Source organism: Anditalea andensis (genome assembly GCF_000714815.1).
GTDB lineage: Bacteria > Bacteroidota > Bacteroidia > Cytophagales > Cyclobacteriaceae > Anditalea > Anditalea andensis.
In genome coordinates this window covers 201,496-213,692 of record NZ_JMIH01000004.1, presented here as the reverse complement: position 1 = coordinate 213,692, position 12,197 = coordinate 201,496, and the positions used below count along the sequence as shown (strand labels likewise).

Annotated in this window: 14 protein-coding genes; 9 read left to right on the top strand and 5 right to left on the bottom strand. The window is 38.9% G+C overall.

Annotation, left to right across the window (positions count from 1 at the left end; translation table 11 throughout):
• Window positions 1–136: 136 nt before the first annotated feature.
• Window positions 137–817 (bottom strand): protein-L-isoaspartate(D-aspartate) O-methyltransferase, encoded by a 681-nt coding sequence (locus EL17_RS01040; protein WP_035068805.1) that lies wholly within the window; start codon window positions 815–817, stop codon window positions 137–139.
• Between the two features lie 366 nt (window positions 818–1,183).
• Here EL17_RS01040 and EL17_RS01035 point away from each other — a divergent pair, with 366 nt between their 5' ends.
• The 6 genes from EL17_RS01035 to EL17_RS01015 all read left to right on the top strand — a co-directional run bounded on the left by EL17_RS01035 (window position 1,184) and on the right by EL17_RS01015 (window position 6,015).
• Window positions 1,184–1,756 carry a YceI family protein gene (locus EL17_RS01035; protein WP_051719688.1) on the top strand — a complete coding sequence of 191 codons (573 nt, stop codon included), beginning with the start codon at window positions 1,184–1,186 and terminating at the stop codon, window positions 1,754–1,756.
• Window positions 1,757–1,783: 27 nt separating this feature from the next.
• Window positions 1,784–3,100 (top strand): hypothetical protein, encoded by a 1,317-nt coding sequence (locus EL17_RS01030; RefSeq protein WP_035068803.1) that lies wholly within the window; start codon window positions 1,784–1,786, stop codon window positions 3,098–3,100.
• A 68-nt stretch (window positions 3,101–3,168) separates the two neighbouring features.
• A complete protein-coding gene (locus EL17_RS01025; protein ID WP_035068800.1) occupies window positions 3,169–3,753 on the top strand; it encodes a YceI family protein in 585 nt (194 codons plus the stop codon).
• Window positions 3,754–3,865: 112 nt separating this feature from the next.
• Window positions 3,866–4,573, top strand: a complete 708-nt coding sequence (locus EL17_RS01020) for a Crp/Fnr family transcriptional regulator (RefSeq protein WP_035068798.1) — start codon at window positions 3,866–3,868, stop codon at window positions 4,571–4,573.
• A gap of 570 nt (window positions 4,574–5,143) precedes the next feature.
• The gene (locus EL17_RS23370) at window positions 5,144–5,329 is read left to right on the top strand and encodes a hypothetical protein (RefSeq protein WP_164674887.1); all 186 of its coding nucleotides are present in this window, start codon (window positions 5,144–5,146) and stop codon (window positions 5,327–5,329) included.
• 53 nt (window positions 5,330–5,382) lie between these two features.
• Window positions 5,383–6,015 carry a hypothetical protein gene (locus tag EL17_RS01015; protein WP_035068796.1) on the top strand — a complete coding sequence of 211 codons (633 nt, stop codon included), beginning with the start codon at window positions 5,383–5,385 and terminating at the stop codon, window positions 6,013–6,015.
• A gap of 324 nt (window positions 6,016–6,339) precedes the next feature.
• On the opposite strand, the gene EL17_RS01010 is transcribed toward EL17_RS01015, so the two are convergent.
• From EL17_RS01010 to EL17_RS01000, 4 genes are all read right to left on the bottom strand, one after another.
• The gene (locus EL17_RS01010; RefSeq protein WP_394332153.1) at window positions 6,340–6,660 is read right to left on the bottom strand and encodes a Dabb family protein; all 321 of its coding nucleotides are present in this window, start codon (window positions 6,658–6,660) and stop codon (window positions 6,340–6,342) included.
• A gap of 306 nt (window positions 6,661–6,966) precedes the next feature.
• Entirely contained in the window at window positions 6,967–7,686 is a 720-nt protein-coding gene (locus EL17_RS01005; protein WP_051719687.1) for an anaerobic ribonucleoside-triphosphate reductase activating protein, read from the bottom strand.
• A 261-nt stretch (window positions 7,687–7,947) separates the two neighbouring features.
• Window positions 7,948–8,106 (bottom strand): anaerobic ribonucleoside-triphosphate reductase, encoded by a 159-nt coding sequence (gene nrdD / locus EL17_RS24170; protein WP_164674886.1) that lies wholly within the window; start codon window positions 8,104–8,106, stop codon window positions 7,948–7,950.
• Complete coding sequence (locus tag EL17_RS01000) at window positions 8,103–10,214, bottom strand: ribonucleoside triphosphate reductase (protein WP_035068791.1); 2,112 nt, start codon at window positions 10,212–10,214, stop codon at window positions 8,103–8,105. The genes nrdD and EL17_RS01000 overlap by 4 nt, the downstream gene beginning before the upstream one ends.
• 238 nt (window positions 10,215–10,452) lie before the next feature.
• Between EL17_RS01000 and queD the strand changes: the two genes are divergently transcribed.
• The 3 genes from queD (at window position 10,453) to ric (ending at window position 12,186) form a co-directional block, all read left to right on the top strand.
• On the top strand, window positions 10,453–10,869 hold the full coding sequence (gene queD / locus EL17_RS00995; protein WP_035068789.1) for a 6-carboxytetrahydropterin synthase QueD: 417 nt from the start codon (window positions 10,453–10,455) through the stop codon (window positions 10,867–10,869).
• Between the two features lie 98 nt (window positions 10,870–10,967).
• The gene (locus EL17_RS00990) at window positions 10,968–11,438 is read left to right on the top strand and encodes an RrF2 family transcriptional regulator (protein ID WP_051719686.1); all 471 of its coding nucleotides are present in this window, start codon (window positions 10,968–10,970) and stop codon (window positions 11,436–11,438) included.
• Window positions 11,439–11,454: 16 nt separating this feature from the next.
• Window positions 11,455–12,186 (top strand): iron-sulfur cluster repair di-iron protein, encoded by a 732-nt coding sequence (gene ric, locus EL17_RS00985; protein WP_035068787.1) that lies wholly within the window; start codon window positions 11,455–11,457, stop codon window positions 12,184–12,186.
• The last annotated feature ends 11 nt before the right edge of the window (window positions 12,187–12,197 follow it).

Sequence of the window (12,197 nt, the reverse complement as noted above, 5' to 3'; positions counted from 1 at the left end):
GTAGAGGTTTACAAAATTATCATTTACACACTTAAATCTATAAAAAAACTTACTTTCATCATTTTGTGCATATCAATATGAGCTTTTTTAATTCATATCGCTTATATTCATTTACAATGTCCAATAATACATAATACTATAACTTGGTTCTGGTAAAAGGTACAAATCTTACCGGCATGAGATCTTTTGTCTTTATTTCATGCTTTGTTTTCTCTACCATTATCAGTTTCTGGGTGCTAGCTAGTGGTCCTACCGGGATTATCATTCGTCCACCGACCTTCAGCTGATCTATCAGCGGTTGGGGGATTTGGGAAGCGGCTGCAGTGACCAGTATGGCATCAAAGGGTGCATGCTCCTCCCATCCGGTATATCCGTCCCCGATTTTTACGTGGATATTCTCATATCCGATTTTTTTAAGATCTCTTTCTGCCTGCCGCCCTAGCTTTTCTATTATCTCAACAGTGTAAACTTCAGAAACTATCTCCGCCAATACGGCGGCCTGATATCCAGAACCAGTTCCTATTTCCAACACTTTCATACCTTTTATCGGTTCGAGGAGATGGGTCATATAGGCGACTATATAAGGCTGGGATATCGTTTGGCCATTACCTATTGCTAGTGGTCGATCCAGATAGGCATTACCGCGCTGATTTTGCGGTACCAGTAGGTGGCGGGGCACCTTCCTCATGGCTTCCAATATGAGCGGATTTTTTATACCCCTGTCATCTATTTGGGTTTTTACCATCCTGTCCCGGGCAGATCTGTACTGATCTTTCTGGAAAAATGATATCAAAAATATGATCACCATCCACTTCATACCTTCGTCTAGTTGAATCCATTTATAATTTAAGATTATTTACCGAAAAGTCAAAAAGGTGGATGTGCTTAATAGCTCATATACCCTAGTATCAAATAACATTAATTTCTAAAAAAAAAAATTTTTTTTATTCAAACCTTTATTTGTTAATCATAAGAAAATTCACAGCAGGTAATAATCACCAAATGAGTTGATTAAATACTAAAAAAGATATCAATATCTTTTAATCTTATGGTATTAAATGATAAATACATGACATCTATCATGTTTTATCATAACACGTGTCATAATAGGGAAGAGCATCCTGCTATAGCTTTGTATCATCATAAGGAAAGAAACTAATCTGAACCCCTTAAATGAACAAACATGAAAACGATACATCAAACCTTCCGGATCTTCACTTTCGCTTTACTGGTAATACTAAGCCATACGCTTCATGCCCAGCAAAATTTTACCCTTGACGGAAAAAGTGAGCTAAAGGTGGCCGGTACCTCTACTATCCATGACTGGGATATGGTCTCTACTTCAGGTCAAACGGGTAAAGCCGCTATGAAATTGGAAAATGGTAAGATCACTGAACTGAAATCATTACAATTGACCATGCCTGTATCCACGCTAAAGAGTGGTAAATCTGGAATGGATAAAAATGCTTATGAGGCATTAAAGTCCAAAGATAATCCCAATATACATTTCCAGCTGACAGAAGTCCTTTCTATCTCAGATAATACTATCAAAGCAAAGGGAAACCTTACTGTAGCAGGGACTACCAAAAATGTCCCAATGGAAGTGAATTATAAAGTAAATGGTGAAACCGTACAGTTTACAGGAAAACAAGATATAAAATTTACCCAGTTTAATATTTCTCCGCCTACAGCTGTATTCAATACCATTAAAACCGGAGATGACCTAACCCTTTCTTTTAATTCTACATTTAAATAACACCTTTACAATTCAATCTCTAAGATTATGAAAACGCTTAATACATTATTCGCAGCCGGCCTTTTTTCTGCACTGGCTATTATTGGAGGCAATACAAATGTTTATGGTCAGACTGTAGTGGTTCAGCAAACTGAAGTGGAAGTACAGACAGTCGATCCACTGGAGTTACAGTACCACAGACCTAATAATAAAGATGGTATCAATGTTTTTGAAACATCCAAAGATACCGATGTTCCCTTTACAGGGCTAAGGGTACGTGTAGGTGGTGACTTTGCTTTACAATATCAGGGTATCAGACATAGCAATAACCTGGGTAATCTGTCGATTTTGGAAAGCAATCTTAACCTACCTACTGCTAACCTTAACCTGGATGTGCAATTGCACCGTGGTGTGAAAATGCACTTAAGAACCTATCTGTCTTCCAAACACCATAATGAAGCATGGGTAAAAGGAGGACACTTACAGATCGATAGACTTGACTTTATTGCTCCCGGGTTCTTGGAAGGCATCATGCAGTACACTACCATTACTGTAGGTTTGGATGAATTTGCATACGGTGATGCGGTGTATAGAAGAACAGATAATGCAAGAGCTATTTACAACCCATTCATTGGTAATTATATCATGGATGCTTTTACTACAGAAGGATTCGGACAGGCTACAGTGCAGAAAGATGGGTTTTTGGTAGTACTAGGTGTCACCAATGGTAAATTAAACCAAAACGTGGTGGTAAATCCTGATGTTGACAACAGACTTTCTTTCTTCGGAAAGATTGGATATGATAATTACTTAACTGACGACCTAAGAGTAAGATTAACCGGTTCTATGTACCGAAATCAAGGCCTTAATACCGGTACTTCTTTATATGGTGGAGACCGAGCTGGATCTAGGTATTATGGCATCATGAGAACTTTAGAGGGAGACGCTACTGATTTTGAAGGCAGATTTAATCCAAGATTCAGTCAACTTACAGCCATCCAGATTAACCCATTTATCAAATATAAAGGTTTGGAGTTCTTTGGTATCTACGAAGTAGCCAATAATAGTGAAGAACAAGGTAACGGTTCCTTTACCCAACTGGCCGGTGAGTTGCTATATAGATTTGGCAATACTGAACAATTCTATCTTGGCGGCAGGTATAACGAGGTATCCGGTAAAATGAATGAGACTGCAGGTGAGTTAAATATCAGCAGGTTAAATATCGGTGGTGGCTGGTTTATGACCAAAAACATCCTTGCCAAGCTCGAATATGTGGACCAGAGGTACGATGGATTTGCCGCTCAAAGTAAGTACAACGGTGCCAGATTCCATGGTTTCAATATCGAGGCAGCGATAAGCTTCTAAATTCAAATAAATAATAAAATGGTGCCGGGATATTTCCGGCACCTTATTTAATTAAACCTCCATCATCCATGTCTTTTTTGTTCATCTTATGGAGTATCCTATTTATGGATCCAATATTTTCTTTAGATAAAATCAAGTGGATAGTCTCTGAAGATAGCCGTCTTGAAATAGAGGGGTCTACGAATGTAAATAAATACAATTGTGCCTTAATAGATTATTCAGGAACGGATATCTTGATTCAAAATGATGAAGTAGGGGTAGGTAATATGTCCTGGGCTGGTGATATTGTGATGAAAGCGAATAATTTTGATTGCTTTAATCCCATCATGACCAGAGATTTTCTCAAAACCGTCCAAGCAGAAGAATATCCTGAAATAAGGATCCGCTTTTTGGAATTAGTAGGTTCTAGAAATCCCTCACAAAAAGAAGCTTTTTATGGTAAGGTGGATATTACCATAGCGGGAGTTACGAAGCGTTTTCCGGTAAGCTGTCAACTGGTCACTTTAAGCGAAAATTCAAAAAAAATAGTAGGTAGCCAGTCTTTTAAATTTACCGATTTTGGGATAGATCCTCCTGTTAAATTTTTAGGTACTGTAAAAGTAAAAGACGAGATAAAAGTTAATTTTGAGTTGTTTCTGGTGGGTAAGAAGTAAATTAATATCTGGAATCATTCATATAAATTATACATTGTTTCGAAACCTGATATAGGTCATATTTTTTTTGTCTAGGGGTGCTTTTATTTGTACTTATAAAATACACCAGAATATGCAAGAGCGAAACACACCATGTGAACAGTGTCTGTCAAGGAAATTTTCTATGTTTTCCGAACTTTCAGAAGAAAACCTTTGCAGCCTTACTAAAACTAAAAATCTGATCACCCATAAAAAAGGTCAGATCCTATACTATGAAGGTACCAAACCCATGGGTGTGTTCTGTGTCAGTTCCGGTGTGGTCAAGACTTTTAAAATAGCATCCAACGGTAAAGAACAGATCATCAGGTTGGCTAAAAAAGGAGATTTTCTGGGTTATACAGCCCTATTGGGAGAGGAGACCTATTCCTGCACTACTACCATAGTGGAGGATGCCAATGTCTGCTTTATACCAAAGGAGACATTTTTGGATCTGATATCCAAAGATAGGCATTTCCATCAAAGGCTGACTAAAGCAATCTGTCATGAACTGGGCATAATGGAGGAGCAGCTCACTGATGCTACTCAAAAGACCATCCGGGAAAGACTGGCTTTCACCCTGTTAAAACTTTGTGATGGATACGGTGTGGAAGGCGATAAAAGCCAAAAGATAGATATAGTCCTTACCCGGGAAGAAATAGCGGCCCTAGTAGGTACAGCCACAGAGACAGTGATCCGATTATTATCTGAATTTAAGAAAGATAAGCTGATCACTTTTGAAGGTAAGAAAATAGTGGTTCAGAATAAAGCTGGATTGGCTAAGCTGGCGGATTTTTATAGTTAGTAGAATGCTGAATGCACCATAGATTCATAGCTATTTATAGATAAGTCATTGACAAATGGTGGCATAGAATAAATGTGGCGGGAGAAGTTTAATGCTGCAATCACCATCACATACGATCCTTTCAGGATCGGTTCAAAATTCATAATATCTTTCTATAAACTGCGATCCTTTTAGGATCGGCCTACTAACCATTCATATCGCTTCTATAAGCAAGAAGAAAGCTATTATCCTACATTTAAAACAAAATTTTGATGCTGAAGGCATCACATGTTTAGTAATAATTTTCAGATAGTCCTCGACACTGAAGGTGTCGAACATCCGCGTTGGGGGGAGAATCGAAATTGAATCAAATATCACATTCAAAATTCATAATGTCTTTCTATACAATGCGATTCTTTTAGAACCAGTTTGATGTTCTAAATATTTTTCTATCAACAGTCGGGAATTTATGGTTCAGTCTTAGTTTCCTGGCAAAGCCCTTTTTACCATCCCTATAAGCTGATAGGTCGCTCCTATAGCGGTATATGATGCTGAAGGCATCAAATGTATATAGCAAGGTTAAAGTCCAGTTTGCATTCGACACTGAAGGTGTCGGACAACGGCGTCGGGGGAAATATCGCTTGTGAATCGACTTTCTCAGACGGATTTATATTTCATACCCTTTCAATGGGTAAATCACAAATGGCCAGTACCAATGAACCTAACTGGTTTATTGCCATCCAAAAACCTGACGATAATCAGGTTTTCATGCTTTAAATGTCATTATTTCAGCAGTAAATAGATGGTAAGTTTGTATAAATAATAGATCTATGCAACTGAAATCTAAAACATTAGCGAATTTTGAGATACCAGAGGCACTGCTGCAGCTTCACTGTTTTTCGAAAGCCCCCGTGGAGCTGATAACTAACAATCCACCTCCTCCACCTATTGTGACAGATCCTTTAGCTGATCCTACTTTGGTGACGGCCTATCTTCCTCAGATCCTCGAATGGCTCCATGAGATGGACAAGCCGCGTATGCTGGAGAGAAATACCTGCGATATACCCCTGTTGCTTTTTGACCATGTTATATCCATGAACAGGATACTGTTTCATTATGACGGTACAGGTAATTCCGCTAAGATCATCAAAAACTTCATCCATTTGTTCTCTGATGTTATCAAGGACAGTCAGGTTACGATCATATCGCCAAGCTTTATACCTAAATCAAAGCTGGTGGAAGAGCGGCAGCTTATCGAACTCATCACTTCCCACACGGCTGAAACGTCTTTTATAAAATTCAATTTTAGCAAGATAGGTGATTTTTGGTCCTATGCGACCAAGCATGAATGTACCCTTTTGGTTACTTCCAAATCTTACCAGGCGGATCTGGCAAAGGTGCTATTCCATTTCTACAAGGGGGAAAGGTGGTATGATAGGTTGTCTATTTATTTGGCGCAATAGTCGACCGTTTACTATGGATAATTAAGAAGGTAATATTTATGGTGAAAAAAGTTACTTTTTATCAATATTGTGATAATGAAATCATATAAAAAGGCAATGACATAAAGTTGGCGCCTTTTCTATAGTTTTAATAGCTTAATTATTAGAGATTTATTCCAGTTTTAAATTATGCGGGTGCATCACATACGACCCCTTTAGGATCGGTATATGGTATGAACATTTTACCTATAAACATGTAATCCTTTCAGGACAGTTTCATTACAATGCGGATTTAGCAGATCGGCATTTAAGTTGTCGATTTTAACAGTTGGGTCCCATATTAACTTACTGCCTTGCCCAATAATCCACCACCAGCACTTTATCCAGATGAGGACCCAGAATTTCACCGAAGGTTTTGTGATCAGGGTGGGGGAGGTATTCGTCTCTAGATCTTTCATCCCTGAAAGTAACGAAAAAGCAGTGGGTAAAACCATCTCCCAATCCCTCGGGGCTAACATTTGTACCCCATTCAAAACCTGTGATGCCGTCTATCTGATCGGGAAGGGCTCTGAATGCATCCACTATTTCCTTTATATCAGCTTCGGAGGAGCTGTCTTTGAATTTAAAAAGGACTACATGCCTTAATAGGCTATCTGGTTCATTCATAGTTCGGGAATCCGTTTGTTCATCTCTTAAATCTTGTTGCTCATTGGCTGGAGCATTACAACCTAAAAATAAAACAGGTATCATAAATAGGAATATAGTTTTTTTCATGATGTATAGTAGGTAGATATGAAACCTTAAAGTAAACAAAATGCTTATAAGTGGAACTATTTAAGAGGTCAAAATAAAAAAAATATTTCAATTAAAAGGTTTCGATATTATATTCAACCTCAAAAATAAATCCTCGGCTTCCTTCTCTCTTCCTTTTTTTTATTTGTCAACGTTGTTCTACATAAAACACCCATCTTCTCAAAACCCTCTCTCCACTATCTGAATGTTTTTGGTAGAATATTGGATAAGATCTTTGAAAGGTTTACCGTCATTTATATTTCCTATAGTAGGTTTGCCGTTCGTAAAATGCTGTATATAATATTTTCCTTTATAGCCTTTTGTGTCCAGGTATTTTACCATCTGTTTAAGTTCATCTACACTGATTAGATCTGAATGTACTGTTGTTCTCACTTCATATGCTATTTTAGATTGGATAAGAAGTTGAAGGGTACTCTCAAAAGCATCAAATAAACGGGAACCCGTTATCGATTCAAAGTTTTTTGGCAGGCTTTTAAAATCTAGCGCAATGTAATCCACCAATCCTTGATTAATCATTTCATCTATACGTTCGGGCAGCGCTCCATTTGTATCTATTTTTACATCTAAACCTTTATCTTTTATGTTTCGGGTCAAAGGTATGATATCCCTGTGCAGGGTACATTCACCGCCACTCAATACTACACCATCAATAAGGTGCTTTCTGGATTCTATAAATACCATGGCTTGGTCAAGAAATAATTTTCCCTTTCCCATTACGATTTCCGGGTTGTAACAATATATGCATCGCATATTACACCCTGCAAACCATAAGATGCAGGCTATCTTGCCTGGATAATCCAATAGCGTGAAAGGGGTAATATTGAATATCGGTCGGGCTATCCTTTCTTTATTGACCGTGCGTTCGATTTTTGGGCTCATGTTATGTGGGTCTATGTAAATTTATAAATGTGTTTTATTTCAATACCGTAGGAAAAATATCCTGTTCAAAAATAATATAGATCCATAGCTTAAAATAAGGGATACATCAATCCATATTATGATAATTGTCACATAAGGAGATCTATAATATTGTGTTTACGTTATTGCAGTAGTTATGATAGAAGAATGAGACCCAAGTAAATAAAGCCTGCGCATATAAATGGCAGGCTCTTTATAACAATTGTCAAAGAAGTCCATATATCACGTGGACTTCTCTTCGAAGTGCAACCTTTGGCGATGTTCACCTTTCTTCCCGATATTAAAACTTTCCACAGGTCGGTGATAGCCCATCACCCGGGTATAGACCAGGCATTTTGTTCTTTTTTCTGGTATTGTTTTTAAAATTTCTTGGATTTTCATATTAGTTCTTTTTGGTTTTGGTTTATTTCTGTAATCAAGAGGTCATCACATTTGGGGCAGTACTCATGTTCACCGTTCAGATAGCCGTGCACGGGGCAAATACTGAAGACGGGTGTCAGGGTGATGTAGGGGAGTCTGAAAGTTGACAATACTTTCCTGATAAAATTTCTGCAGGCTTCAGGGCTGCTGATCTTTTCACTCATATACAGGTGCAGGACTGTTCCTCCTGTATATTTGCACTGCAGATCATCCTGCAGCAATAAGGCTTCAAATGGATCTTCGGTATGGTCTACCGGGATCTGCGAACTGTTGGTATAATAGATGTTTTCTCCCTGACCGGCTTGTATGATGTCGGGAAATCTCTTTAGATCCTCCTTTGCAAATCTATAGGTAGTACCTTCCGCCGGAGTAGCCTCTAAGTTGTATAAATTGCCGGTTTCCTCTTGGTAAATTTTCATGGTAGCCCTGATATGCTCGAGGATGACCGTGGCAAGATTGATCCCATATGGAGTGGTGATATCTTCTTTACCTAAGGTGAAATTTTTGATCATCTCGTTCATTCCGTTCACTCCTATGGTGGAGAAGTGGTTTCTGAAATGGGTGAGGTATCTTTTGGTATAAGGGTATAAACCTCTGTCAAACATATCCTGGATAAACTTTCTTTTTTTCTCCAAAGTTGACTTGGCAAACTTCATCAATTGGTTTAGCTTGTCAAAAAGTCCATCCTTATTTCCAGGGTACAGATAGCCGAGCCGGGCCATGTTAATGGTGACTACCCCTATGCTTCCGGTCATCTCCGCACTGCCAAAGAGCCCATTGCCTCTTTTTAACAGTTCTCTTAGATCAAGCTGTAGTCTGCAGCACATACTTCTTACCGCATTTGGTTTATATGCTTCAGGATTTTCTATGCGGTTACCGTCAGCATCTGTCCGGTATTGGCTGCCGATAAAATTTTGGAAATAAGAAGAACCTATTTTGGCTGTGTTTTCGAATAAGATGTCTGTATTCTCTCCATACCAGTCAAAATCTTCTGTGATATTTACAGTAGGAATGGGGAAGGTAAAGGGTTGGCCATTGGCATCACCCTCCGTCATTACAGTATAATATGCTTTGTTGATGAGGGCCATCTCCGGCTTGAAATGTTTGTAGGTGAGCTCCTCAAGGTGGTTTACTCCGCGGGACTTTGCCAATTCCACCAATTCAGGACGATCTAAATCTTTAAACAAGTGCAGGTCCATTTTGGTAGGGATCTGTTCCTTCAGATCTTCGGGAACTGTCCAGTCTATGGTGATATTGGTAAAAGGCGACTGTCCCCACCGGGCCGGCACATTAAGGTTGTATACAAAGCTCCTGATGGCTTTCAGAATATCGTCGTAGGATAGCTTATCTTTAAATACATAGGGAGCAAGGTATGTGTCAAATGAGCTGAAGGCTTGGGCACCGGCCCATTCGCTCTGGAGGATGCCGAGGAAGTTTGCCATCTGGCCAAGTGCCTCGCGGAAGTGGGAGGGAGGACGGCTTTCGACACGTCCCCGTACCCCGTTAAAACCTTCATTCAGCAGTGCTCTCAGGCTCCAACCGGCGCAATAACCGGTTAGACAATCAAGATCATGGATGTGTATGTCACCATTTCGATGGGCATTGCCCTCCTCTTTGCTGTATATTTTATCCAGCCAATAATTGGCGATGACTTTTCCCGCTACATTGTTTACCAGCCCTGCATTGGAATAGGAGGTGTTTGCATTGGCATTTATGCGCCAGTCTGTCTGACCTATGTATTCTTCTATAGTCTGCGTGCTATTGATATAGGTGGTATCCTCGTTAAGTCCCGCTATGTGCTCCCTCTGCAGTTTGCGCGTATGTCTATAAAGCATAAATGACCTCATCACCTCAAAGTAGCGGTGGGCGAAAAGCGTTTTCTCGATTAAATCTTGGATTTCTTCGACAGACCATATGGTACGGGTACCAAGGCTGCAGGATATTACTTCGAATAGTTCTGCATCATATGCTTGATGTACACTGTTAAAGCCCCGCTCCAAGGCGTCTTTGATTTTATAAGCATGAAAGATTTCATAGGTGCCATTCCTTTTGATTACATATTGATCCATAATGTTAGATTAAATTAGCAATAGTTCGTTTCAAGGTAGAAATATTGGACAGGGAGGAAGAGATCATTTGTCATATTGGGTGATGATTAATATCATACCTTTTGGTCCTAAATAAATAATGTTAATTTTTGGTGAATACAGGGTATCAGGATAGCTTTGTTCAAAAAAATAGAAGTTGGGCGAATCATGGGGAATACTTTTTCTTTTAAAAATATTATTTCCATAAATACATTATCATATGCTTTCCATTACAAAATCTTTTCACTTTGAAGCGGCACACCGCATATCAGATTATGATGGTGCGTGCCAGTATCTTCATGGGCACAGTTATAAATTAGAAGTGACTATCTCCGGAAAAGAGATGGTTAAAGGAGATATGCTGATGGACTTTAAAATTCTAAAATCACTTGTAAATAAAATTGCCATTGAACCCTGGGACCATGCTTTAATTTTAAAGGACAATGAAATCAACCATTCTGAATTCGATCATCTGAATGGGAAAACCTATTGGATGGAAACAGAGCCCACCGCGGAAAGAATGGTTTTACACTTATCAGAGCAGCTAGCTGGTTTACTTCCTCAAGGGTTTTCTGTAAGAAGAGTAAAGCTTTATGAAACAGATTCCTGCTTTGCTGAATATGAAAATATTCATTAAAAGCGAGGATTAAAAATAAATAAAATAATAAAAGACTTTTTTGTCCTAAATAGAATTTTATACGTATATTTGTATATCAGATAAAAGGAAAGACTTCAATGGTTTCAAGAAGATGTGAATATGGTATAAGGGCCAGTATCCTCATAGCGAGGGAGTCACTCAAAGGAAATAGGATTAACCTGAGATTAATCTCTGATAAAATCGGCTCCCCCTTGGGCTATACAACTAAGATATTACAGTCACTGAGCAATGAGGGTATACTACTTTCCCGTAGAGGTCCAAAAGGAGGTTTTGAAATTGCACCGGAGGCAATGGAGACTATTAATTTTCATGGGATAATAATGGCTCTGGATGGTGGCCAGATCTACAGTAGCTGTGGACTGGGACTTTCAGAGTGTTCTGAGGACCATCCCTGTCCCATACATGAGCATTTCAATCTGGTAAGGGCAGATCTAAATGCCATGGTGAAAAAAGCTAATCTGTTACAGCTGGCCCATGGGCTGATCAATGGGAAAACATTTCTAAATACCAGTAAAAAAAATACATTAATAAAAGATAAAAAGGTATAAAAATCTAATTAATATTATGAAAAATTTAAATCAGACTATCGGGGAATATGTAGCGCAGGATTACAGAGCAGCTACGGTGTTTGGATCATTTAAAATTGACTTCTGCTGTAAGGGCAACAGGACAATAGAAGAGGCATGTGAAGGCAAAAATATTAATCCAGCAGAAGTAAGGGAGGCACTGGCTGCCGTCCTAAATGAAAAATCTGATGGAGACATCGATTTCAAATCATGGCCCATGGATCTATTGGCAGACTATATAGAAAAGAAGCATCACCGGTATGTGGAAGCCAGAATTCCAATTTTGCTGCAGTATCTGAATAAATTATGCAAAGTACATGGAGATGCCCATCCTGAGCTGTTTGATATTTACCGACTGTTCAGCGCATCTGCCGGGGACCTTACTGCCCATATGAAGAAGGAAGAACTTATTCTTTTTCCATATGTCCGCAAGATGGTGAAGTACCATCAGGAAGTGAAAAGCATGGATGTACCTCATTTCAGTACAGTAAAAAATCCTATCCAGATGATGATGTCAGAGCATGAGGCAGAAGGGGACAGGTTTGAGAAGATAGCCCAATTGACTAATGGATATACGCCTCCAGCAGATGCCTGCAATACTTATAAGGTGACATTTGCCCTATTGGATGAATTCGAAAAAGACCTGCATAGACATATCCATCTTGAAAATAATATCCTGTTTCCCAACGCTGTCAAAGCTGAATGTACTGTTGAAGCCATAGGTGTTTAGTGTGTTAGATG